Origin of the sequence: Micromonospora sp. CA-244673, from assembly GCF_050948395.1 — a bacterium.
Classification (GTDB): Bacteria; Actinomycetota; Actinomycetes; order Mycobacteriales; family Micromonosporaceae; genus Micromonospora.
In genome coordinates this window covers 5,212,823-5,235,453 of sequence record NZ_CP192019.1, presented here as the reverse complement: position 1 = coordinate 5,235,453, position 22,631 = coordinate 5,212,823, and the positions used below count along the sequence as shown (strand labels likewise).

Annotated in this window: 19 protein-coding genes; 15 read left to right on the top strand and 4 right to left on the bottom strand. The window is 73.4% G+C overall.

Annotation, left to right across the window (positions count from 1 at the left end):
• The 5 genes from ACQP12_RS23865 to ACQP12_RS23845 all read left to right on the top strand — a co-directional run bounded on the left by ACQP12_RS23865 (position 1) and on the right by ACQP12_RS23845 (position 5,218).
• Positions 1–528, top strand: coding sequence for a MarR family winged helix-turn-helix transcriptional regulator (locus ACQP12_RS23865; RefSeq protein ID WP_433289411.1), 528 nt, complete (start codon positions 1–3; stop codon positions 526–528).
• 2 nt (positions 529–530) lie between these two features.
• Positions 531–2,186 carry a CocE/NonD family hydrolase gene (locus tag ACQP12_RS23860; protein WP_433282170.1) on the top strand — a complete coding sequence of 552 codons (1,656 nt, stop codon included), beginning with the start codon at positions 531–533 and terminating at the stop codon, positions 2,184–2,186.
• A 165-nt stretch (positions 2,187–2,351) separates the two neighbouring features.
• Entirely contained in the window at positions 2,352–3,260 is a 909-nt protein-coding gene (locus tag ACQP12_RS23855) for a hypothetical protein (protein WP_433282168.1), read from the top strand.
• Positions 3,261–3,365: 105 nt separating this feature from the next.
• Positions 3,366–3,941 (top strand): ArsR/SmtB family transcription factor, encoded by a 576-nt coding sequence (locus tag ACQP12_RS23850; protein ID WP_433282166.1) that lies wholly within the window; start codon positions 3,366–3,368, stop codon positions 3,939–3,941.
• Positions 3,938–5,218, top strand: coding sequence for an MFS transporter (locus ACQP12_RS23845; RefSeq protein ID WP_433282164.1), 1,281 nt, complete (start codon positions 3,938–3,940; stop codon positions 5,216–5,218). Before ACQP12_RS23850 ends, ACQP12_RS23845 begins: the two co-directional genes overlap by 4 nt.
• Positions 5,219–5,269: 51 nt before the next feature.
• Here ACQP12_RS23845 and ACQP12_RS23840 read toward each other — a convergent pair whose 3' ends face one another.
• Positions 5,270–5,473: a cold-shock protein gene (locus tag ACQP12_RS23840; protein WP_091059998.1), complete on the bottom strand. Its 204-nt coding sequence runs from the start codon at positions 5,471–5,473 to the stop codon at positions 5,270–5,272.
• A 166-nt stretch (positions 5,474–5,639) separates the two neighbouring features.
• Between ACQP12_RS23840 and ACQP12_RS23835 the strand changes: the two genes are divergently transcribed.
• The gene (locus ACQP12_RS23835) at positions 5,640–6,326 is read left to right on the top strand and encodes a class I SAM-dependent methyltransferase (protein ID WP_433282161.1); all 687 of its coding nucleotides are present in this window, start codon (positions 5,640–5,642) and stop codon (positions 6,324–6,326) included.
• Between the two features lie 91 nt (positions 6,327–6,417).
• Positions 6,418–7,038 (top strand): DedA family protein, encoded by a 621-nt coding sequence (locus ACQP12_RS23830; RefSeq protein WP_357949945.1) that lies wholly within the window; start codon positions 6,418–6,420, stop codon positions 7,036–7,038.
• Between the two features lie 28 nt (positions 7,039–7,066).
• Here the strand turns inward: ACQP12_RS23830 and ACQP12_RS23825 are convergent, their stop codons facing one another.
• Together ACQP12_RS23825 and ACQP12_RS23820 are read right to left on the bottom strand one after the other, a co-directional pair.
• The gene (locus tag ACQP12_RS23825) at positions 7,067–7,720 is read right to left on the bottom strand and encodes an MBL fold metallo-hydrolase (protein WP_433282158.1); all 654 of its coding nucleotides are present in this window, start codon (positions 7,718–7,720) and stop codon (positions 7,067–7,069) included.
• 8 nt (positions 7,721–7,728) lie between these two features.
• Positions 7,729–8,445 carry a maleylpyruvate isomerase family mycothiol-dependent enzyme gene (locus ACQP12_RS23820; RefSeq protein WP_357949939.1) on the bottom strand — a complete coding sequence of 239 codons (717 nt, stop codon included), beginning with the start codon at positions 8,443–8,445 and terminating at the stop codon, positions 7,729–7,731.
• 234 nt (positions 8,446–8,679) lie between these two features.
• Here ACQP12_RS23820 and rsgA point away from each other — a divergent pair, with 234 nt between their 5' ends.
• From rsgA to ACQP12_RS23795, 5 genes are all read left to right on the top strand, one after another.
• Positions 8,680–9,759 (top strand): ribosome small subunit-dependent GTPase A, encoded by a 1,080-nt coding sequence (gene rsgA, locus ACQP12_RS23815; RefSeq protein WP_433282155.1) that lies wholly within the window; start codon positions 8,680–8,682, stop codon positions 9,757–9,759.
• 208 nt (positions 9,760–9,967) lie between these two features.
• Positions 9,968–12,913, top strand: coding sequence for an excinuclease ABC subunit UvrA (gene uvrA / locus ACQP12_RS23810; RefSeq protein WP_357949933.1), 2,946 nt, complete (start codon positions 9,968–9,970; stop codon positions 12,911–12,913).
• A gap of 160 nt (positions 12,914–13,073) precedes the next feature.
• Complete coding sequence (locus tag ACQP12_RS23805) at positions 13,074–13,562, top strand: Rieske (2Fe-2S) protein (protein WP_433282153.1); 489 nt, start codon at positions 13,074–13,076, stop codon at positions 13,560–13,562.
• A gap of 87 nt (positions 13,563–13,649) precedes the next feature.
• Positions 13,650–15,590, top strand: a complete 1,941-nt coding sequence (gene uvrC, locus ACQP12_RS23800; RefSeq protein WP_433282151.1) for an excinuclease ABC subunit UvrC — start codon at positions 13,650–13,652, stop codon at positions 15,588–15,590.
• A gap of 1,084 nt (positions 15,591–16,674) precedes the next feature.
• Positions 16,675–17,328 (top strand): C39 family peptidase, encoded by a 654-nt coding sequence (locus ACQP12_RS23795; protein ID WP_433282149.1) that lies wholly within the window; start codon positions 16,675–16,677, stop codon positions 17,326–17,328.
• Between the two features lie 83 nt (positions 17,329–17,411).
• On the opposite strand, the gene recQ is transcribed toward ACQP12_RS23795, so the two are convergent.
• Complete coding sequence (gene recQ / locus ACQP12_RS23790) at positions 17,412–19,253, bottom strand: DNA helicase RecQ (RefSeq protein ID WP_433282147.1); 1,842 nt, start codon at positions 19,251–19,253, stop codon at positions 17,412–17,414.
• Between the two features lie 398 nt (positions 19,254–19,651).
• Between recQ and rapZ the strand changes: the two genes are divergently transcribed.
• Genes rapZ through whiA form a run of 3 tightly spaced genes read left to right on the top strand, consistent with a single transcriptional unit; the run spans position 19,652 to position 22,572 of the window.
• A complete protein-coding gene (rapZ, locus tag ACQP12_RS23785; RefSeq protein WP_151461987.1) occupies positions 19,652–20,560 on the top strand; it encodes an RNase adapter RapZ in 909 nt (302 codons plus the stop codon).
• On the top strand, positions 20,557–21,534 hold the full coding sequence (locus tag ACQP12_RS23780) for a gluconeogenesis factor YvcK family protein (RefSeq protein WP_357950118.1): 978 nt from the start codon (positions 20,557–20,559) through the stop codon (positions 21,532–21,534). The genes rapZ and ACQP12_RS23780 overlap by 4 nt, the downstream gene beginning before the upstream one ends.
• A 57-nt stretch (positions 21,535–21,591) precedes the next feature.
• Positions 21,592–22,572: a DNA-binding protein WhiA gene (whiA, locus tag ACQP12_RS23775; protein ID WP_357950121.1), complete on the top strand. Its 981-nt coding sequence runs from the start codon at positions 21,592–21,594 to the stop codon at positions 22,570–22,572.
• Positions 22,573–22,631: the final 59 nt, after the last annotated feature.

The window sequence follows — 22,631 nt, the reverse complement described above, 5'->3', positions numbered from 1 at the left end:
ATGTACCGGCGACGGGACGACCCGCGCGGACGGATGATCGCCGACATCACCAACGACCTGCGCCGCTACTCGGTGGACGCGCAGCACATCGGGCACGCGTTCGCCGGCCTGCACGGCCTCAACGCCACCGACCTGCACGCCCTCATCGCGGTGATGGACGCCGAGCTTCTCGGTGACCCGATCACCCCCGGCCGGCTGGGGGAGGCGCTCCACCTCTCCTCCGGCTCGGTGACCGCGCTCGTCGACCGGCTCGAGCGAGGCGGGCACATCCGGCGCGACCGGGACACCGCCGACCGGCGCAAGGTCCTCCTGCACTACGCCGACCGGGGCGCCGACCTGGCCCGCAGCTTCTTCGGCCCGCTCGGCCGGCGGACCGACGACGTGATGGCCCGGTTCAGCGACGACGAGCTGGCCGTCGTGCACCGGTTCATGGCCGAGATGGTGGTCTCGATGCGCGAGCACCGTGACGCCGTGCGCGCGGCCCGGGGCGAGCCCGGCCGCGGCGCGCCGGAACCCGCCGCGGACTGAACGTGCAGGGCCTCGTCACCCGGCTCGCCGCGGCGGCGCTGCGGCTGCCCGCCGCCCGGACCCGGCGGATCACGGTCACCCGGGACCTCCCGGTCCGGGTCCGCGACGGGGTGACGCTGCGCACCGACCACTACGCCCCGGACCTGCCCGGGGCGGCCTGCGTGCTGATCCGCACCCCGTACGGGCGGGGTGGTCCCGTCCGGCTGCTCGGCCGCCTCGTGGCCGAGCGCGGCTACCACGTGGTGATCCAGTCCTGCCGGGGCACGTACGGCTCCGGCGGGGAGTTCGCCCCGCTGGTGCACGAGCGCGACGACGGCCTGGACACCCTCGACTGGCTGCGCCGGCAGCCCTGGTGGACCGGCGCCTTCGGCATGTTCGGCGCCAGCTACCAGGGGTTCGTGCAGTGGGCGCTCGCCGCCGAGGCGGCCGACGAGCTGCGCGCGATGGTCGCCGTGGTCACCGCCTCGGCCACCCGCGACTCGACGTACGCGGGCGAGTCGTTCGCGCTGGACACGGTGCTCACCTGGGCGGAGCTGCTCCAGGCGCAGACCGTGCCCTGGCTGGCCCGGCAGTGGGAGCTCAAGCGCGGGCAGCCCCGTCTCACCCGTGCGCTGGCCCACCTGCCGCTGGCCGAGGCCGACCGGGTCGCCACCGGGGTGACCGTGCCGTTCTTCCAGGAGTGGCTGCGCCACCACACGCCGGACGCCGACTACTGGCGGACCCGCATCTTCGGCGACCGGATCGCCGAGGTTCGCGCGCCGGTGGCGATGGTGAGCGGCTGGCAGGACATCTTCCTCCCCGCCCAGCTCGACGACTACGTCCGGCTCCGGGCGGCCGGCGCCCGCCCGCGGCTGACCATCGGCCCGTGGACCCACGGCAGCCCCGGGCTTCTCGTGGCGGCCCTGCGCGAGGGGCTCGACTGGCTCGACGAGCACCTGGCCGGGCGGCCGGCGCCGCGCCGCGCGCCGGTCCGGGTGCACCTCGGCGGTGCCGGCGGCGGCTGGCGTGACCTGCCCGACTGGCCCCCACCGGCCGAGCCGACCCGCTGGCACCTGCACGCCGGCCGCACGCTGGCCCCCGCGCCGCCGGCCGGCTCCGCACCCGACCGGGTCTTCTACGACCCGGCCGACCCCACGCCGTCGCTGGGCGGCCCGCTGCTGGTCGCCCAGCGGGCCGGCGCGGTGGACAACCGGCCGGTGGAGGCCCGGCCCGACGTGCTGACGTACACCGGCGCGCCGCTGGACGGGCCGGTCGAGGTGGTCGGCCCGGTGCACGCCGAGATCCACGTCCGCAGCGAGCTGTCCTACCTGGACGTCTTCGTCCGGCTCTGCGACGTCGACCGGCGGGGGCGGTCCTGGAACGTCTGCGACGGGCTGGTCCGGGTCGCGCCCGGACGCTTCCCGCGCGACGCGTCCGGTGTGGTCCGGGTGCCGGTCACCCTCTGGCCGGCCGCGCACCGCTTCGCGCCCGGACACCGGCTCCGCGTCCAGGTCTCCGGCGGCGCCCACCCGCGCTACGCGCGCAACCCCGGCACCGGTGAGCCGCTCGGCACCGCCGTCACTCTTCGTGCTGGCTGGCGGGAAGTCCTGCACGATCCCGAGCATCCTTCGGCCCTGGTGCTGCCGGTGGTTCCGGCGCCGTCCACGGTCGGCCCATAGTTCCAGATGGTGCTCTGAACTGGGCATTTACCGCCCAGTGTGGATATCCTCGGTGCAAGTGCCCGGTGCCGTGCAGTTACCCGGCGGGGCGCGTCCCCGGATCGTGCGCCTTCACGCGCAGTGATCGTCGTGCCCTGCCGGTCAGCGATCCGGAGGGGAGATCCCATGACGTCGGCTCCGGCGAACCTGTTAGCCGTCCGCAACCTGTTGCTCACCCATCTCAACGTCGACAAGAACGCCGTACGGAGTCAGGACCTGGAGCCGGCCGAGGTCGGCATCGTGGGCGATCCCAACCACCGGGGTGGTTACCACTGCGGATCCGACCGGGTGGTGCCCAGGGACTACTCGGTGGTGGAGTCCACCCGGGACTCCTCCGGACTGACCCTGCACGCGTCCGCGCTGGACGTCGGGACGTTCTCGGTCACGTCCGGCGGCGCCACGCACAACCTGCGTACCTTCTCCACCTGGCTGGTGTCGCAGTGCGCCGCGGGCGCCACGGACGCCAGGGACATCCGGGAGATCATCTACTCCCCGGACGGCAGGACCGTGAAGCGGTGGGACCGGCTGGGCAAGCGCACCACCGGGGACGACAGCCACCTGTTCCACACCCACGTCAGCTTCTTCCGCGACTCGACCAAGGCGAACCGGGACCAGACCCCGCTGTTCCGGCGCTACCTGACCGCGATCGGCCTGATCGCCCCACCGAAACCGGAGACCGACATGGAGTTGACGGACAAGCTCACCAGAAGCACCGGAAACCCGAACCGAACCGTCGGCGACGTCCTGGCCGACCTGGAGAACCTGCGCAACTGGCTCGTCTCGCCGGTCAACACCGCGGGCCTGATCACCCCGCCCCAGGCGAACTCGCCGCTGCAGCAGATGCTGACCATGGCGCGGGCCTGGCCGGCGCTCGTGGCCCAGGTGGACGCGCTGTCCAACCGGGACTTCACCGACGAGCAGCAGATCGTCACCGGGGTCCTCGCCGGGCTGCCGCCGGAGAAGATCGCCGAGGCGATCCCGCCGCAGATCGCCCGCGACGTCGCCGACGAGCTGTCCCGGCGGCTGACCGCCTGATCGGGCCCGGCCCCGCGGCGAGTGCCGCGCCGCGGCCCCGGGCTCCGTCGGAAGATTAAGCAACAGGTATTGCGCAAGAACTCTTGCGGATGTCACGCTGTCCGCATGGAGAAGCCCACCGTCCGGCAGGTCACCGACTCCCGCGTCCTCGCCGCGCTCGCCCACCCGCTGCGGCGCCGCCTCATGGACGTCCTCAAGGTGTACGGCCCGTGCACCGTCGGCCAGCTCGCCGAGCGCACCGCCCAGGCGCCGGCCAACGTCAGCCACCACCTCAAGGTGCTGGCCGCCGCCGACCTGCTGCGGGAGGCGCCCGAACTGGCCCGGGACCGCCGGGAACGCTGGTGGCGGCTCCGCGACCGCGGGGTGCGCTGGTCCAACGCCGACTTCGAGGCCGACCCCGCCGACCGGGCGGTGGCCGACGCGGCCAGCTCGCTGAACCTCGACCGGCACGTCGCCCTTGTCCGGGCCTGGCACGCCGCCCCCGACGAGGCCCACGCCGCCTGGGGCGACGGCCCGTTCAGCACCGACAAGTGGCTGCGCCTGACCCCCGTGGAGCTGGCCCAGCTCAGCCGCGAGGTCATCGACCTCCTCGACCGCTGGGCCGACCGTCCCGTCCCCGACGACGGGCAGCGGCGCGAGCCCGTCTTCCTGTTCGCGCACGGCGTCCCGGGCCAGCCGTGACCGCCCCGGCAGGCGTGACCGCGCCGGACATCGCCCCCCGGCCGCGCGGCGGCCTGCTCCGGCACCGCGACTTCCGGCTGCTCTGGGCCGGGCAGACCGTCAGCGCCGTGGGCAGCAACGTGACCGCCGTGGCCCTGCCCCTGGTCGCCGTGGCCGTGCTCGACGCGACCACGTTCCAGGTGGCGGTCCTCACGGCGGCGGCCTGGCTGCCCTGGCTGCTGGCCGGTCTCCCCGCCGGCGCCTGGGTCGACCGGGTCCGCCGGCGTCCCATGATGATCGCCGCCGACCTGGTCTCGGCGGCGCTGTTCGCCAGCGTCCCGCTGGCCGCCCTGCTCGACCTGCTCACCGTCGGCCAGCTCCTGGTCGTCGCCCTCGGCGCCGGCCTGGCCCGGGTGTTCTTCGAGACCGCCGACCAGGTCTACCTGCCCACCCTCCTGCGCCCCGAGCAGGTGCCCGAGGGCAACGCCAAGCTGCACGCCACGCAGACCGCGAGCTATCTCGTCGGCCCCGGACTGGCCGGCCTGGTCGCCCAGCTCGCCGGCGCGGTGACCGCGGTCCTGCTCGACGCGGTCAGCTTCCTGGTCTCCGCCGCATGCCTGAGCCGTATTCGGGCCGTCGAGCACCGCCCGGACCGCCCCGCCGGGTCGTCCTCGCTGCGCCGGGAGGTGGCCGACGGGCTGCGCTTCGTGGTCCGCGACCCGTACCTGCGGGTGCTGACGGTCTTCGGCGCGGCCAGCAACATCGGGCTGACCGGCTACCAGGCGGTGCTGGTGGTCTTCCTGGTCCGCTCCGCCGAGCTGCCCGCCGGGCTGGTCGGGCTCCTCATCGGACTGGCCAGCGTGGGCGGGCTCGTCGGCGCCGCCCTGGCCACCGGGCTCGCGCGGCGGCTCGGCTCGGCCCGCGCCCTGCTCGTCGCGGGCGCGCTCACCGGACCGCCCGCGCTGCTCATCCCGCTGGCCGGCCCCGGCGGCCGGGTGGGCTGGCTGGTGCTGGGCGGCGCGCTCGTCAGCCTGGGCGTCGCGGTGGGCAACGTGGTGAAGGGCAGCTTCCGGCAGACGTACACGCCGCACGGGCTGCTCGGGCGGGTGACCGTGAGCATGCAGCTGCTGAACTACGGCACCATCCCGCTCGCCGCCCTGCTGGCCGGCGCGCTGGGCGCCGCGTGGGGCCCGGCCGGGGCGATCCGGGTGATGACGGCGTGGCTCGCGCTGACGCCGCTCATCCTGCTGGCCGGGCCGCTGCGGCGGCACCGTGACCTGCCGGCGGCACCGGCCTGAAGATGCCCTGCGGCGGCGGTCGGACAACCGACCGCCGCCACCAGCACGAAGCTACATCGGGCGGACGTTGTCCGCCTGCGGGCCCTTCTGCCCCTGGGTCACCTCGAACTCGACCTTCTGGCCCTCGTTCAGCTCGCGGTAGCCGCCGGATTGAATGGCCGAGTAGTGGACGAACACGTCCGGACCTCCGCCGTCCTGCTCGATGAAGCCGAAGCCCTTTTCCGAGTTGAACCACTTGACCGTGCCGGTTGCCATGCGTCTCTCCCTGTTCAATGCGGGTGAGCACCGGTCGCCGCCGGTGATCGCCCTGTACCTTCCCGACCTTAACCGCCCGAACCGCGATCCGCTGGCGGAAGTGTCGGCGTGGCCCACGATTACGCCGCCAGCGAGAAAATCCCCCCGGCCCGGGGCGGCGGGGGGCATGCTTGCCCCGGTGAGGACACCGACGCCGCTGGCCGACCTGGAACGGGAGATCGCGGCGCCCGGCGACGGCCTGGACCGGCTCCGGCTGGTCGACGCGCCGTTCGTGCCGGAAGTGCGCCTGCACCTCGCCGAGGACGCGATCCTCTGGTGGGCCCGGATGGAGGCGGCCGCCGGCCGGTCGCTGCCCCCGCCGTACTGGGCCTCCGTCTGGGCCGGGGGGCAGGCGCTCGCCCGGCACCTGCTCGACCACCCCGACCTGGCCGCCGGGCGGCGGGTGCTCGACCTGGCCGCCGGATCCGGGCTGGTCGCCATCGCCGCCGCGCTCGCCGGCGCCGACCGGGTGGTCGCCAACGACGTCGACCCCTGGGCGGTGGCGGCCGTGACGGTGAACGCCCGGGCCAACCGGGTGGCCGTGGCCGCCACCGGGGACGACCTGCTCGACGGCACCGCCAGCGCCGACCTCGTGCTGGCCGGCGACGTCCTCTACGACGCCGCGCTGGCCTCGCGGGTGCTGCCCTACCTGCAACGGGCCGCCGACCGGGGCGTCCAGGTGCTGGTCGGCGACCCGGACCGGGGACACCTGCCGCCGGACCGGTTGGAGCTCGTGGCGGTCTACCCGGTGCCCGTCACCGAGCCCTCGGTCGACTCCCCGGTCCGCCGGGTCCAGGTGCTCCGCCCCCGCTGACCCCTCAGGGATCATCCGGATCCGGACTCGGGGGACCGGTGGGGATCAAACCCGATGTGCCGGGTCGCCCCGGGGCCATAGCGTACGGAGCATGACAGATCTGCTGGCCCAGGTCGGGGAGCTGCCCACCACCCTCCTCATGGGGATGCTGGGCGTGGTGATGCTCGCCGACGCCGTACCCCTGCTCGGGGTGCTGGTCCCCGGCGACGCCGCGGTCCTCGCCGCGGTCGGCGCGGGCCGGCCGGCGACCGGCCTGGCGACCGTCGTGGCGGTGGTGGCCGGGTGCCTGGCCGGCTGGTCGTTGAGCTTCCTGGCCGGGCGGCGCTGGGGCGAGCGGCTGCGGCACAGCCGGCTGGGCGACTGGATCGGCGAGCCGCGCTGGGCGGCGGCGGAGGCGCTGCTGTGCCGCGGCGGCGGGCGGATGGTGCTGGTGGCGCCGTTCCTGCCGGTGTTCAACGCGCTGCTGCCCCTCGCCGCCGGGGGCCTGCGGATGTCCTACCGGAGGTTCGTGGTCTGCGCGACGGTCGGCGCGACGCTCTGGGCGGGCCTCTACGTGACGCTGGGCATCACGGCGCGGGCGCTGACCGGGCTGCTGCCCGGCGCCCCCAACCCGACCGTGCTCACCATGGCGTTCGGCCTGCTGCTCGCCGGTCCGGTGCTGCTCGGCACCCGGCACCGGCTCCGCGCGGTGACCGCCGCGGACGCCGGCTGAGCGGGCCGGCCGGGCCGGCCCGCCACGCTCACCAGCCGCGGGCCCGCCACTGCGGCAGCGCCGGACGCTCGGCGCCGAGAGTGCTGTCCTTGCCGTGGCCCGGGTAGAACCAGGTCTCGTCCGGCAGCCGGTCGAAGAGCTTCCGCTCCACGTCGTCGATGAGCTGGCCGAACCGCTCCGGATCCTGCTCGGTGTTGCCGACCCCGCCGGGGAAGAGCGAGTCCCCGGTGAACAGGTGCGGCACGCCGGACGGGTCGCGGTAGAGCAGCGCGATCGAACCCGGCGTGTGCCCCTTGAGGTGGATCACCTCCAGCGCGCAGTCACCCACCCCGACCGTGTCGCCCTCGCGCAGCGGCTCGGCGTCGATCGGCAGCCCCTCGGCGTCATCCGCGTGCACCAGCGGGCGGGCGCCGGTCTTGGCGACCACCTCCTCCAGGGCGACCCAGTGGTCCATGTGCCGGTGGGTGGTGACCACCGCGGCCAGCCCGCCGGAACCGACCAGGTCGAGCAGGCGGGGCGCCTCGTTCGCGGCGTCGATCAGCACCTGCTCGCCGGTCTCCCGGCAGCGCAGCAGGTAGGCGTTGTTGTCCATCGGGCCCACCGACACCTTCGTGATGGTGAGCCGGTCGAGCTCGCGCACGGCCGGCGCACCGCCGGGCGTGACGTCTCCGCTGTAGGTCATGACGGCGTTCAGATCCATTCCGGTGGAGTCGGCAGGGGACCGTCGGGAGTGACGGTGAGCACCTCGCCCGCGCTGCGGCCGGTCAGCCAGGCGGCGAGTTCCGGCGCGGGGCCGGTGACGGTGGGCGCCCCCTCGGGGTCACCCACGACGAGTTCCTGGCGCACGCCGTCGAAGCGCAGCACCATGGCCGGCGCCTGCGGGTTGCCGGCGAGGCCGGTCACCACCTCGTGCAGCAGCCGCTGGGCGAACGCGTCCGGCCAGTCGGCCGCCCGGTAGCCGGCCCCCAGGTCGACGTGGTGCACCTCGACCTCCCGCAGCCGGCCCCAGACCAGCATCGCCGCCGGCCACGGGCCGCGCCGGGTCTGCACGGTGGCGCCCCACGCCTCCACCGGCATCTCGGCGACCGCCGCGGTGAACCGCTGCGAGCTGCGGCGCAGATCGTCCATGAGGTCTGCCGGCCCGCGGCCCGCGCCGGCCTCGATGTCGGCCGACCGGGCCTCGGGGCTGGCGTACATCGGGATCGCCTCGCCGGTGCGGGCGGAGGTCAGCAGGTTGACGAAGCCGTCGGCGTTGCGGGCCAGGTGGGTCAGGACGTGCCCGCGCGTCCAGCCCGGCAACAGGGACGGCGCGGCCATGTCGTCGGCGCCCAGGGCGGCCACGGTACGCAGCAGCCGGGCGGTCGCCTCGTCCAGCTCGCCGGTCAGCAGGAGGGGATCGCTCGTCACGCCTTGGACCCTAGCGGTACGCCGCCGTCGCGTCGCCGGGGAAATCGCTTTCGGCGAGTCGGCGCGACCCCTACCGTCGGTGCCGACGACGTCAGGTCGCGGCGCGGCGTCAGATCGCGCCGGGCGGACGTGGTCGTCGGCGCGGCACCGGGAGTCGGAGCGGGGGTGGTGGTGAGCATGCCGGTCGCAACACACGTGATCCGCCACGAACCCCCTCGACACCGATGAGGACACATGACCATCGACCTGACCGCCCTCGGCTGGGACGCCGACCGGGTGGCGTACCTGAATCGACGCACTGACCGCCGACCGGGCCGGGTGGCCCGCGTCGACCGCGGCGTCTGCACCGTGCTCCGTCCGGAGGGGCCCGTCCGGGCCACCCTGGGCGGCGGCGTGCTGGCCGCCGCGGCCCGCGACCTCACCGCGCTGCCCTGCGCCGGCGACTGGGTGCTCCTGGCCAGCTGGCCGGACGGGCCGGTCACCGTGGAGACGGTGCTGCCCCGCCGCACCGCGCTGATCCGGCGTACCGCCGGCAAGGACGCCAGCGGCCAGGTGCTGGCCGCCAACCTCGACGCCGCCGCGGTGGTCGAGCCGGTGCACCCCGCGCCGGACGCCGCCCGCATCGAGCGGCTGCTCTCCCTGGCGCACGAATCCGGCGCCGAGCCGCTCGTCGTGCTCACCAAGGCCGACCTGGCCCGCGACCCGGCGGCCGTGGCCCGGCAGCTCGCCGCACTGGCGCCCGGGGTGCTGGTGCTGCCGGTCAGCGCCGAGCGCGGCACCGGGCTGGACCCGCTGCGCCGGTACGTCGCGCCGGGGCGCACCCTCGGCCTGCTCGGGCCCTCCGGCGCGGGCAAGTCGAGCCTGGTCAACGCACTGGCCGGGGCCGACGTGATGCGGACACAGGCGATCCGGCGGTCCGACGGCAAGGGCCGGCACACCACCACCTGGCGGGCGCTGGTGCCGATCCCCGGCGGGGGAGCGGTGCTGGACACCCCGGGCGTGCGGGCCGTCGGCCTGCTGGACGGCTCGGCCGGCCTGGACCGGGCGTTCGCCGACATCGCCGAGCTCGCCGCCGGCTGCCGGTACGGCGACTGCGCCCACGAGGCCGAGCCGGCCTGCGCGGTGCGGGCGGCCCTGGAGACCGGCGAGCTGCCCGTCCGGCGCTGGGAGAACTGGCGCCGGCTGCAGCGCGAGGTGGCGTACGAGAGCCGGCGCCGGGAGGTCCGGCTCGCCGCCGAGCGGCGGGGCAGTTGGCGCAACGGCCGGCGGCGGACCGCGCGTCCGGCGACCCCGCCCGGACCCGGGGGACTCTAGACCGTGCCGGGGCGGTCGGGCGGGCCGCGTCGGTGTCCGCCCGACCGCGCTGAGCTGGGGGAATGTCCGCGCGACGGAAGTTGTCATACCTCGGGGCTAGAGTTGCCGAGGCGTCTTCCCTGCGCCTCGACAACCCTCGAAAACCGCTCAGACCCCGCGTCGGGCGGACAGATCCGCCTCACATTCTTCTTCCGGGAGCACACGCACCGTGGCCGACCGACTGATCATCCGTGGCGCGCGCGAGCACAACCTGCGTGACGTCAGTCTCGACCTGCCCCGGGACGCCCTGATCGTCTTCACCGGGCTCTCCGGTTCGGGCAAGTCGAGCCTGGCGTTCGACACCATCTTCGCCGAGGGCCAGCGCCGCTACGTCGAGTCGCTCTCGTCGTACGCCCGGCAGTTCCTCGGCCAGATGGACAAGCCCGACGTCGACTTCATCGAGGGTCTCAGCCCCGCGGTCTCCATCGACCAGAAGTCCACCTCGCGCAACCCGCGCTCCACCGTCGGCACCATCACCGAGGTCTACGACTACCTCCGCCTGCTCTTCGCCCGCATCGGCGAGCCGCACTGCCCGATCTGCGGCGAGCGCATCTCGAAGCAGAGCCCGCAGCAGATCGTCGACCGGGTCCTGGCCATGGCCGAGGGCACCCGGTTCATGGTGCTCGCCCCGGTCGTGCGCGGCCGCAAGGGCGAATACGTGGACCTCTTCGCCGAGCTCCAGGCCAAGGGCTACGCCCGGGCCCGGGTCGACGGCGTGGTGCACCCGCTCACCGAGCCGCCGAAGCTCAAGAAGCAGGAGAAGCACACCATCGAGGTGGTCATCGACCGCCTCAGCGTCAAGCCCAGCGCCAAGCAGCGGCTGACCGACTCGGTCGAGGCGGCGCTCGGGCTCTCCGGCGGCCTGGTGCTGCTCGACTTCGTCGACCTGGCCGAGGACGACCCGGCCCGGGAGCGGCGCTACTCCGAGCACCTGGCCTGCCCCAACGACCACCCCCTGGCGATCGAGGACCTGGAGCCCCGGGTCTTCTCCTTCAACGCGCCCTACGGCGCCTGCCCGGAGTGCACCGGCCTGGGCACCAAGAAGGAGGTCGACCCGGAGCTGGTGATCCCGGACCCGGAGCGCACCCTGCGCGAGGGCGCCATCCAGCCCTGGGCGACCGGGCACAACCTCGAATACTTCCTGCGCCTGCTGGAGGCGCTCGGCGAGGCCCAGCACTTCGACGTCGACACCCCGTGGCGGGCGCTGCCGTCCCGGGCGCAGAAGACCATCCTGCACGGCTCCGACGACCAGGTGCACGTCCGCTACCGCAACAAGTACGGCCGCGAGCGCTCCTACTACACCGGCTTCGAGGGTGTGATGCAGTGGATCGAGCGCCGGCACACCGACACCGAGTCGGAGTGGTCGCGGGACAAGTACGAGGGCTACATGCGCGATGTGCCCTGCGCGGCCTGCGGTGGCACCCGCCTCAAGCCCGAGGTGCTCGCGGTCACCCTGGCCGGCAAGAGCATCGCCGAGGTCTGCAACCTCTCCGTCGGCGAGGCAGCCGACCTGCTCGCCGGCATCGAGCTCACCGACCGGCAGAAGATGATCGCCGAGCGGGTGCTCAAGGAGATCAACGCCCGGCTGAAGTTCCTGCTCGACGTCGGGCTCGACTACCTCTCCCTGGACCGCCCGGCCGGCACCCTGTCCGGCGGCGAGGCGCAGCGCATCCGGCTCGCCACCCAGATCGGCTCCGGCCTGGTCGGCGTGCTCTACGTGCTGGACGAGCCCTCCATCGGCCTGCACCAGCGGGACAACCACCGGCTCATCGAGACCCTGCTGCGGCTGCGCGGTCTCGGCAACACGCTGATCGTGGTCGAGCACGACGAGGACACCATCCGGGTCGCCGACTGGATCGTCGACATCGGCCCGGGCGCCGGCGAGCACGGCGGCAAGATCGTGCACAGCGGGTCCGTGCCGGCCCTGCTGGAGAACGAGGAGTCGGTCACCGGGGCGTACCTGTCGGGGCGGAAGTCGATCCCGACGCCGGTCATCCGCCGGCCGCAGACCCCGGGCCGCGAGCTGGTCGTGCACGGGGCGCGCGAGCACAACCTGCGCAACCTCACCGTGGGCTTCCCGCTCGGCCAGCTCATCGCGGTCACCGGGGTCAGCGGCTCCGGCAAGTCGACGCTGGTCAACGACATCCTGCACGCGGTGCTGGCCAACCAGATCAACGGCGCCCGGCTGGTCCCCGGCCGGCACACCCGCATCACCGGGCTGGAGCACGTCGACAAGGTCGTCGGCGTCGACCAGTCGCCGATCGGCCGCACCCCGCGCTCCAACCCGGCCACCTACACCGGCGTCTGGGACCACATCCGCAAGCTCTTCGCCGAGACCACCGAGGCCAAGGTCCGGGGGTACGGGCCGGGCCGGTTCTCGTTCAACGTCAAGGGTGGGCGCTGCGAGGCGTGCTCCGGCGACGGCACGATCAAGATCGAGATGAACTTCCTCCCGGACGTCTACGTCCCCTGCGAGGTCTGCAAGGGCGCCCGTTACAACCGGGAGACCCTGGAGGTGCACTACAAGGGCAGGACGGTCGCCGAGGTCCTGGACATGCCGATCGAGGAGGCGGCCGAGTTCTTCTCCGCCATCCCGGCCATCCACCGGCACCTCAAGACCCTGGTCGACGTCGGCCTCGGCTACGTGCGCCTCGGCCAGCCCGCGCCGACCCTCTCCGGCGGCGAGGCGCAGCGCGTCAAGCTCGCCTCCGAGCTGCAGAAGCGCTCCACCGGCCGGACCGTCTACGTGCTCGACGAGCCCACCACGGGCCTGCACTTCGAGGACATCCGCAAGCTCCTCATGGTGCTGGAGGGCCTGGTCGAGAAGGGCAACACCGTGATCACGATCGAGCACAACCTCGACGTGATCAAGTCCGCCGACTGGATCATCGACATGGGCCCGGAGGGCGGGCACCGGGGCGGCACGGTGCTCGCCACCGGCACGCCCGAGGAGGTCGCCGAGGTGCCGGAGAGCCACACCGGCCAGTTCCTGCGGCCGATCCTCAAGCTCGACGGCGCGGCCAAGGGCGCCAAGGCGGCCACCACCCGGGCGGCCAAGGCCAACGGCGGCGCGGCGAAGCCACGCACACGCAAGGTGCCGGCCGGGGCGCGCTGAATCAGGCGTACGACGGGCGGGCCGGGTCACCGGCCCGCCCGATCTCTGCTCAGATATCCGTTTGGTGACGCGTGAGTATGAACCGTGCGGCACCCTGGTCCGTGTTCCGAAGTGCGGCCACGGATCATGACGGTGGCGACAGCAGAGAGGAAAACCGGACATGAGTGATGATCAGGTGCTGACCGGGCCGGCCACGCAGACGCGCCGCGCCCTGCTCGCGGGCGCCGGCGCGGTCGGCGCGGCCGTGGTGCTGGCGGGCTGTGGCGACGGCGACGAAACCGGCTCGGGCGCCCCCGCCCCGACCAGCGGCGGTCCGGGCGCCACCGGCGCCGGTGACGCCGAGGGCGGCGACCGGGACAGCACCGGCCCGCTCGCCCGGACCACCGACATCCCGGTCGGCGGCGGCGCGGTCTTCGCCAGCAAGGGCGTCGTGATCACCCAGCCCGAGGCCGGCCAGTTCAAGGCCTTCGACCCGATCTGCACCCACCAGGGCTGCCCGGTGTCGAACGTCGACGGCGGCACCATCAACTGCACCTGCCACAACAGCCGGTTCTCGATCACCGACGGCTCGGTGAAGCAGGGCCCGGCCACCAAGCCGCTCGCGCCGAAGACCATCAAGGTCACCGGCGAGCAGATCACCCTGGCCTGACCGTCCCGCGCGTCCCCCGCTCGCCGCCCGCCGGCGGGGGACGCGCGGCGACGGCCGGGTGTCGGGGGTGCGGACTAGGCTTGGCGCGTGGCTGACCCCTCGACCTACCGTCCCGCACCTGGCACCATCCCGGAGTCGCCAGGGGTCTACCGCTTCCGCGACGGCACCGGCCGGGTGATCTATGTCGGCAAGGCGCGCAACCTGCGCAGCCGGCTCAACTCCTACTTCGCCGACCCGGTCAACCTGCACCAGCGCACCCGGCAGATGGTCTTCACGGCCGAATCGGTGGACTGGATCACCGTCGCCACCGAGGTCGAGGCGCTCCAGCAGGAATACACCTGGATCAAGCAGTACGACCCGAGGTTCAACGTCCGCTACCGCGACGACAAGTCGTACCCCTACCTGGCGGTGACCCTCGACGAGGAATACCCGCGCCTGCAGGTGATGCGCGGCGCCAAGCGCAAGGGGGTGCGCTACTTCGGGCCGTACTCGCACGCCTGGGCCATCCGCGAGACGCTGGACCTGCTGCTGCGCGTCTTCCCGGCGCGGACCTGCTCCTCCGGGGTGTTCAAGCGGGCCGGCCAGGTCGGCCGGCCCTGCCTGCTCGGCTACATCGGCAAGTGCTCGGCGCCCTGCGTCGGCAGCGTCACTGCCGAGGGCCACCGGGACATCGTCAACGGCTTCTGCGACTTCATGGCGGGCCGCACCGACACCATGGTCCGCCGGATCGAGAAGGAGATGCTGGAGGCCAGCGAGCAGCTCGAGTTCGAGCGGGCCGCCCGGCTCCGGGACGACGTGGCGGCGCTGCGCCGGGCCATGGAGAAGCAGACCGTGGTGCTCGGCGACGGCACCGACGCCGACGTGGTGGCCTTCGCCGACGACCCCCTCGAAGCCGCGGTCCAGGTCTTCCACGTCCGCGACGGCCGGGTCCGCGGCCAGCGCGGCTGGGTGGTGGAGAAGACCGAGGACCTCACCACGGGCGACCTGGTGCACCACTTCTGCACCCAGGTCTACGGCGGCGAGCAGGGCGAGGCCGACGTCCCGCGCGAGCTGCTCGTCCCCGAGCTGCCCGGCGACGTCGACGCCCTCGCCGAATGGCTCTCCAGCCGGCGGGGCAGCCGGGTGTCGCTGCGGGTGCCGCAGCGCGGCGACAAGCGGTCCCTGCTGGAAACCGTCGAGCGCAACGCCAAGGACGCGCTCGCCCGGCACAAGCTCAAGCGGGCCGGTGACCTGACCACCCGCGGCCAGGCCCTCGACGAGATCGCCGAATCGCTCGGCATGCGCACCTCCCCGCTGCGCATCGAGTGCTTCGACGTCTCCCAGATCCAGGGCACCGATGTGGTGGCCAGCATGGTCGTCTTCGAGGACGGCCTGCCCCGCAAGAGCGAGTACCGCCGGTTCATCGTGCGGGGCGCCACCGACGACCTGTCCGCCATGTCCGAGGTGCTGCGCCGGCGCTTCGCCCGCTACCTCGATGCCCGAGCCGAGACGGGCGAGATCGGCGAGGAGACCGCCTCCGACCCGGACCGGCCCGGCATCGACCCGACCACCGGGCGGCCGCGTCGGTTCGCGTACCCGCCGCAGCTGGTCGTCGTCGACGGTGGCCCGCCGCAGGTCGCGGCCGCCGCACAGGCCCTCGCCGAACTGGGCATCGACGACGTGGCGCTCTGCGGGCTCGCCAAGCGGCTGGAGGAGGTCTGGCTGCCCGACGACGAGTTCCCGGTCATCCTGCCGCGCACCTCCGAGGCGCTCTACCTGCTCCAGCGGGTCCGCGACGAGGCCCACCGCTTCGCCATCACGTTCCACCGCCAGCGGCGCTCCAAGCGGATGACCGAGTCCGCGCTGGACAACGTCCCCGGCCTCGGCGAGGTACGCCGCAAGGCCCTGCTGCGGCACTTCGGCTCGCTCAAGCGGCTGTCTGCGGCGACGGTGGAGGAGATCACCGAGGTGCCGGGGGTGGGGAAGCGGACGGCGGAGGCGGTCCTGGCCGCCCTCGACGAAGGCGCCCAACGCACCCCCAGCGCCTGACCCCCGCCCGGCCTTCGGCAGGTCGCGTCTCTCCACCGCTTGTCGCCTCCGGCTGCGGCCCAGCCGTCGGTGGAACGGTATGGACGTCTTGCGTCTGCCGAGACACCCATGACGATCCACTCACCGACGCCCATTCCGCGAGGTCACGACGCGATCCACCGAGATGTCCGTCATGCCGTCTGGTGACCCGTCGACCCGCTGCGTGGAAGCCTCGCCCCGCACCGCGTTGATCAAGGAGTTTGCGTCGGTCTTCGGCCGGGATGCGACACAAACCTCTTGATCAACGCGCCAGTGTCCGGGGTTGCCGATCTCGCCGAGCTCCCCGACCTCGCCGACCTCGCTGTGTTCACCGGGCTCACCGGGCTCATGGGGCTCACGGGGGTTCACGGGGCTCAGCGGCCCGCCCCTCTCGCCCCCGCCCTGCAGATCTTGGACAGTTGTCGTTCGCTGCGAACGGCAACTGTCCAAGATCCGCGCCGTCGCCATGCGCGCCCTGGGGTGCCCGTCCGGTTTGCGCTGGCAGATTCAGCCGGACTGTCCGGTTTCGGCAGGTCGTGGGGGGTGGTCGGCGCCACCGTCGGGGCGGAATCATGCCGGGGGCGGGGTCGTTGTACATGGCAGACCGCGCAGCACCCGCCCCCGAGCGAGGCAGCCCCGGTCGGAATGACCGGCCCCCGCCGGTCGTTACACATGGCGGGCCGCGCACCACCGGTCCACCACACCGGGTCGGCCGCAGGGAATCACCCCGCAGCCCCGGTCGTTACATCCCCGGGCCACGCACCACCGGCCCGCGCCGGTCGAGTCAGGGAATCATCCGCTGTCCCCGGTCGTTACATCCCCCGGACCGTGAAGGTCCGAGACGGTAGAGCCAGGGAATGATCCCCGGTCGCCGGTGGTTACATCCCCGGGACATCGGATCAGGTGTGTGGGAATCGCTTCCCCGCCGCCGATGGTTACACCCCCCGGCCGCCCGAGCAGATCACCCCCCTGATCGCTGGGCACCCCTTCACAGACTTTCACCACGCAGCACCGCACCCCCTATCGGCGTGTGCTGTGAACCCCCGACAGAAAGGCGTGACTCATCATGCGTACCAACACCATGCTGCGAAACACCGTTCTGACCGCCGCCGGCTTCGCCGCCACCACCGTCGGTATCGCCGGGCCCGCCATCGCCGCGCAGGCCACCCCCGCCGAGAAGACCGCCCAGGTCGTCGCCGACCGTAAGGGTCACGGCGAGCGGGAGCTGGACGTCCGCTACGAGGCGCAGCCGAACTTCTACTACTGCGGCCCCGCCGCGACCCGTAACGCCATCAGCGTGCTCGGCAAGAACATCGACGTCGACGCCATGGCCAAGGAGATGGGCACCACCGAGAACGGCACCAACAGCATCAACGACATCACCCCCGTGCTGAACAAGGAGACCGGTAAGAGCTACCGGTCGGTCGAGATCAAGGACGGCAAGGCCGACGACAAGCAGACCGACACCCTGCGCGCCGACATCGTGCGCACCGTCGACGACGGCCGCGCCGTGGTCGCCAACATCGCCGGCACCGCCACCGACACCGACGGCAACACCCACTCCTTCGAAGGCGGCCACTACATCAGCGTCGTGGGTTACCGCGACGGCGGGAAGACCGTGACCATCGCGGACTCGGCCGACCCGAACATGGCCTCCTACCGCATGAGCGTGGACAACCTCGCCGACTGGATCGCCACCCGCGGCTACAGCGCCTCCTGACCGGCCATCCGCTGACAGGAGCGAGCACGAAGGGCCGGCCCCCACAAGGGGCCGGCCCTTCGTCGTGTCTCAGGAGCGGTGTCTCAGGACTCCGCGAGGACGGCGAGGATCCCCTCGCCGTACTTGGCCAGCTTGTTGTCGCCGACGCCGCTGATCCGGGACAGCTCGGCCAGCGAGGTCGGCGCCTCGGTGGCGATCTGCCGCAGGGTGGCGTCGTGGAAGATCACGTACGCGGGGACGCCCTGTTCCTTGGCCGTGGCCGCCCGCCAGGCGCGGAGCCGCTCGAACACGGGGACGGCGGCCGGGGCGAGGTCGGCCACCACGGTGGCCGCGCCACGGGGCTTGGCGGACCGGCCGGACGCGGGTCGTTCCGGCTCCCGCCGCATGGTGACCGTGCGCCGGCGGCCCAGCACCTCGGCGCTCGCCTCGGTCAGGGCCAGGGTGCCGTAGTCGCCCTCGACGGCGAGCAGCCCCTCGGCGAGCAGTTGCCGCACGACGCCCCGCCACTCGGCCTCGCGCAGGTCGGTGCCGATGCCGAAGGTGCTCAGCGCGTCGTGGCCGTGCTGGTCGATCTTGTCGGTGCGCTTGCCGAGCAGGATGTCCACGCAGTGCCCGGCGCCGAACCGCTGGTTGCGTTCGCGGTCGAGCCGGTAGACGGTGGAGAGCAGCTTCTGCGCGGCGACCGTGCCGTCCCAGGACTCCGGCGGCTCCAGGCAGGTGTCGCAGTTGCCGCAGTTGGCGGTGCCGCCCTCGCCGAAGTATTCGAGGAGCTGCGCGCGGCGGCAGCGGACCGTCTCGCAGAGCGCCAGCATGGCGTCGAGATGGGTGGCCAGGTTGCGCCGGTGGGCCAGGTCGCCCTCCGACGTCTCGATCATCTTGCGCTGCTGCACGACGTCCTGGAGTCCGTACGCGAGCCAGGCCGTCGACGGCAGCCCGTCCCGCCCGGCGCGGCCGGTCTCCTGGTAGTAGCCCTCCACCGACTTGGGCAGGTCGAGGTGGGCGACGAAGCGGACGTCGGGCTTGTCGATGCCCATGCCGAAGGCGATGGTGGCGACCATGACGAGGCCGTCCTCGCGCAGGAAGCGCTGCTGGTTGGTCGCCCTGGTCGCCGCGTCGAGCCCGGCGTGGTAGGGCAGCGCCGCGATGCCGTTGGCGACGAGGAAGTCGGCGGTCTTCTCCACGGAGGCGCGGGACAGGCAGTAGACGATGCCGGCGTCGCCCGGGTGCTCGTCGCGCAGCAGTGCGAGCAGCTGCTTGCGCGGCTCCCGCTTGGGCACGATCCGGTACTGGATGTTGGGCCGGTCGAAGCTGGCCACGAAGTGCCGGGCGTCGGTGAGGTTGAGCCGGGTGGCGATCTCCGTGCGGGTGGCCTGGGTGGCGGTCGCGGTCAGCGCGATCCGCGGCACCCCCGGCCAGCGCTCGTGCAGCATCGACAGGTTGAGGTAGTCGGGGCGGAAATCGTGCCCCCACTGCGAGACGCAGTGCGCCTCGTCGATCGCGAAGAGCCCGATCCGCCCGCGCTCCAGCAGGGCGACGGTGGCGCGCGTCGCCAGCGCCTCCGGGGCGAGGTAGAGCAGGTCGAGCTCGCCGGCGAGGAAAGCCGCCTCGACCCGGCGCCGCTCGGCGAGATCCTGGGTCGAGTTGAGGAACCCGGCCCGGACCCCGACCGCGGTGAGCGCGTCGACCTGGTCCTGCATGAGCGCGATCAGCGGCGACACGACCACCGCCACGCCGTCGCGGACCAGCGCCGGGATCTGGTAGCAGAGCGACTTGCCGCCCCCGGTCGGCATCAGCACCAGCGCGTCGCCGCCGGCCACCACGTGCTCGACGACCTCGTGCTGGAAGCCGCGGAAGGCGTCGTAGCCGAACACCCGGCGCAGCACCCGCAGCGCGTCCTCGGTCCGCTCATCGGTGGGGGAGACCATCCGCGCAGTCTACGAGCGCCCGCCGACACCACTCCGCCCGAACGGGCGTGTGGCGGCAACCAGGCCTCCAGGAAGCGACAGCCGGGCCTCCGGGAAGCGGCAGCCGGGCCTTCGGAAAGGGGCGGCCCGGGCTCCGGGAAGGGGCAGCCGGCCTTCGGGAAGCGGCAACCGGGCCGCCGGGAAGCGGCAGCCGAGCCTCCGGGAAGCGGCAAGCCGACCCGCCGAGGGCGGCAGCCGGAGCTCGACAAAACGGACAAGCGCCTGTTCCGGTCGTCACCCCGTGGAATCCCGGGCGGGGTCGCAGCCGTTAGAGTCGCTGACTGACCACGCGCGGCCGACCGGCCGCGGCGCCACGGCTGGGGGTACGGGTGAGCGAGGCGCGGACGGCGGGAGACCTGGTGCCGACCAACGCGGAGACAGCTCTCGGGCGGCCGGCGCCGGCCGAGGCGGACACCACCCTGGTGGTGGTGACCGGCCTGTCCGGCGGTGGCCGCAGCACGGTGGCCCGGGCCCTGGAGAACGTCGGTTACTACGTGGTGGACAACCTGCCCCAGGCGCTGATGCTGGACATGGCCGAGCTGGCCTTCAAGGCCGGCGGCGCGGCCCGGCGTACGGCGATGGTGCTGGACGTCCGCTCGCGGGCCTTCTCCACCGACCTGGCCGGGGCGATCCGGGAGCTGCGCGAGCGCGGCTTCCAGCCCCGGGTGGTCTTCGTGGATGCCGACGACGAGGTGCTGATCCGCCGGTTCGAGAGCGTCCGCCGCTCGCACCCGCTGCAGGGCGACGGGCGGCTGGCCGACGGGATCGCCGTCGAGCGGGCGCTGCTGGAGGAGGCCCGGGACCAGGCCGACGTGATCATCGACACCAGCCACCTGAACGTGAACCAGCTCCGCCGCCGGGTCGAGGAGCTGTTCGGCGGGGAGGACTCCCGCCGGCTGCGGATCACCGTGCTCTCGTTCGGCTTCAAGTACGGCCTGCCGCCGGACGCCGACTTCGTGATGGACGCGCGGTTCCTGCCGAACCCCTATTGGGTACCGGAGCTGCGTGAGCACACCGGGCGCGAGGAGGCGGTGAGCGCGTACGTGCTGGGCCAGGAGGGCGCGGACGCCTTCGTGGCCGGGTACGCGGACCTGGTCAACGCCACCACCGCCGGTTTCGAGCGGGAGGGCAAGCGCTACCTGACCGTGGCCGTCGGCTGCACCGGTGGCAAGCATCGCAGCGTGGCGATCGCCGAGGAACTGGCCGCCCGGCTGCGCCGCTCCGGCATCGCCGCCAACCCCCAGCACCGGGATCTGGGGCGCGAATGACCCCGACCAGGGTGGTCGCCTTCGGCGGCGGGCACGGGCTGTCGGCGTCGCTGCGGGCGCTGCGGCACTGCGTACCCGGACTGGATCTGGACATCACCGCGGTGGTCACGGTCGGCGACGACGGCGGCTCCAGCGGGCGGCTGCGCGCGGAGCGCGGCGGCCTGCCGCCGGGCGACCTGCGGCAGGCGCTCGTCGCGCTGGCCGGCGACCACCCGGCCACCCGGCGCAGCGCGGCGCTGTTCCAGCACCGCTTCGCCGCCGCCGGGGGCGGGCGGGACGGTGCCGATTCGCTCGCCGGCCACGCGGTCGGCAACCTGCTGCTGCACGGGCTGACCGAGCTGCTGGGGGACCCGGTGGTCGCGCTCGACCACGCGGGCGCGATGCTCGGCGCGGTGGGCCGGGTGCTGCCGATGTCGCGGCAGCCGGTCGGCATCGAGGCCCGGGTACGCGGCGCCGACCCGGACCGCCCGGACGAGGTCCGCACGGTGCGCGGCCAGCACCAGGTGGCGGTCACCTCCGGCACGGTCGAGTCGCTGCGGCTCACGCCGGCGGCGCCGGCCGCCTGCGCCGAGGCGGTGACCGCGGTCCGCGCCGCCGACTGGTTGATCTTCGGGCCGGGCAGCTGGTACACCAGTGTGCTGCCGCACCTGCTGGTCCCCGGCCTGGCCGACGCGATCGTCTCCAGCCCGGCCCGTCGGCTGGTCACTCTCAACCTGGTGGCGGAGAAGGAGACGCTCGGGTTGTCCCTGCCCGACCATCTGGACACCCTCCGACGCTATCTGCCCGAGTTGAAAGTGGACATGGTGCTGGCCGACTTGAAGGCGGTGGGTGATCCCGTGGCGGTCGAACGTGCGGCAGAATCGCTGGGTGCCCGGCTGGTCCTCGCTCCCGTCGCCGTCACCGACGGCACACCCCGTCATGATCCGGCCGCCCTGGGCGCCGCGTTGGTGCCTGTCCTGGGCGCCGATCGTTAGACACGTACGTAATCACCGGCGACACGCCGGAACCCGGTCCGTGAGGGGGCGCGCAACATGGCGATGACGGCTGCGGTCAAGGACGAGCTGAGTCGGGTCGACGTGCCCAAGCCCTGCTGTCGGCGGGCGGAGATGGCTGCCCTGCTCCGGTTCGCCGGTGGGCTGCACATCGTGTCGGGTCGCGTCGTGGTCGAGGCGGAGCTCGACACCGGTGCGGTGGCCCGGCGGCTCCGCCGGGAGATCGCCGAGGTCTACGGCTACCCGAGCGAGATCCACGTGCTCGCCTCGGGCGGCCTGCGCAAGGGCAGCCACTTCATCGTGCGGGTGGTGAAGGACGGCGAGGCCCTCGCCCGGCAGACCGGCCTGCTGGACGTCCGGGGCCGGCCGGTGCGTGGCCTGCCCCCGCACGTGGTGGCCGCCAACGTGTGCTGCGCGGTCTCGGCCTGGCGGGGCGCGTTCATGGCGCACGGCTCGCTCACCGAGCCGGGCCGGTCCAGCGCACTGGAGATCACCTGCCCCGGTCCGGAGTCCGCGCTGGCGCTGGTCGGCGCGGCCCGCCGGATCGGCATCAGCGCCAAGAACCGCGAGGTGCGCGGGGTGGACCGGGTGGTGGTCAAGGACGGCGACGCGATCGCCGCGCTGCTCACCCGGATCGGCGCCCACTCCAGCGTGCTGGCCTGGGAGGAGCGGCGGGTGCGCCGCGAGGTGCGGGCGACCGCCAACCGGCTGGCCAACTTCGACGACGCCAACCTGCGCCGCTCGGCCCGCGCCGCGGTGGCGGCCGCCGCCCGGGTGACCCGCGCGCTGGAGATCCTCGCCGACGACGCCCCCAACCACCTGACCTCGGCTGGCCAGCTGCGGCTGGAGCACCGGCAGGCCTCCCTGGAGGAACTGGGCGCGCTGGCCGAGCCGCCGCTGACCAAGGACGCGATCGCCGGCCGGATCCGCCGGCTGCTCGCGCTCGCCGACAAGCGGGCCCGCGACCTGGGCATCCCGGATACCGAAGCGGCCGTCACGCCCGACATGCTCGTGGTCTGATAGGACCGGTGAGGCGTCGGGCTGCGAAGGGGATCACCACCCGCCGCAGCGCGGCGGCG

What these genes read in the sequence shown, in the direction of transcription:
- ACQP12_RS23850 (WP_433282166.1), top strand. Translation starts at nt 3,366, where the DNA reads ATGGAGAAGCCCACCGTCCGGCAGGTCACCGACTCCCGCGTCCTCGCC.
- whiA (WP_357950121.1), top strand. Translation starts at nt 21,592, where the DNA reads ATGGCGATGACGGCTGCGGTCAAGGACGAGCTGAGTCGGGTCGACGTG.
- rsgA (WP_433282155.1), top strand. Translation starts at nt 8,680, where the DNA reads ATGACCATCGACCTGACCGCCCTCGGCTGGGACGCCGACCGGGTGGCG.
- ACQP12_RS23795 (WP_433282149.1), top strand. Translation starts at nt 16,675, where the DNA reads ATGCGTACCAACACCATGCTGCGAAACACCGTTCTGACCGCCGCCGGC.
- ACQP12_RS23840 (WP_091059998.1), bottom strand. Translation starts at nt 5,473, where the DNA reads ATGGCAACCGGCACGGTCAAGTGGTTCAACTCGGAAAAGGGCTTCGGC.
- ACQP12_RS23835 (WP_433282161.1), top strand. Translation starts at nt 5,640, where the DNA reads ATGCTTGCCCCGGTGAGGACACCGACGCCGCTGGCCGACCTGGAACGG.
- ACQP12_RS23865 (WP_433289411.1), top strand. Translation starts at nt 1, where the DNA reads ATGTACCGGCGACGGGACGACCCGCGCGGACGGATGATCGCCGACATC.
- ACQP12_RS23830 (WP_357949945.1), top strand. Translation starts at nt 6,418, where the DNA reads ATGACAGATCTGCTGGCCCAGGTCGGGGAGCTGCCCACCACCCTCCTC.
- ACQP12_RS23855 (WP_433282168.1), top strand. Translation starts at nt 2,352, where the DNA reads ATGACGTCGGCTCCGGCGAACCTGTTAGCCGTCCGCAACCTGTTGCTC.
- ACQP12_RS23780 (WP_357950118.1), top strand. Translation starts at nt 20,557, where the DNA reads ATGACCCCGACCAGGGTGGTCGCCTTCGGCGGCGGGCACGGGCTGTCG.
- recQ (WP_433282147.1), bottom strand. Translation starts at nt 19,253, where the DNA reads ATGGTCTCCCCCACCGATGAGCGGACCGAGGACGCGCTGCGGGTGCTG.
- ACQP12_RS23805 (WP_433282153.1), top strand. Translation starts at nt 13,074, where the DNA reads ATGAGTGATGATCAGGTGCTGACCGGGCCGGCCACGCAGACGCGCCGC.
- ACQP12_RS23825 (WP_433282158.1), bottom strand. Translation starts at nt 7,720, where the DNA reads ATGACCTACAGCGGAGACGTCACGCCCGGCGGTGCGCCGGCCGTGCGC.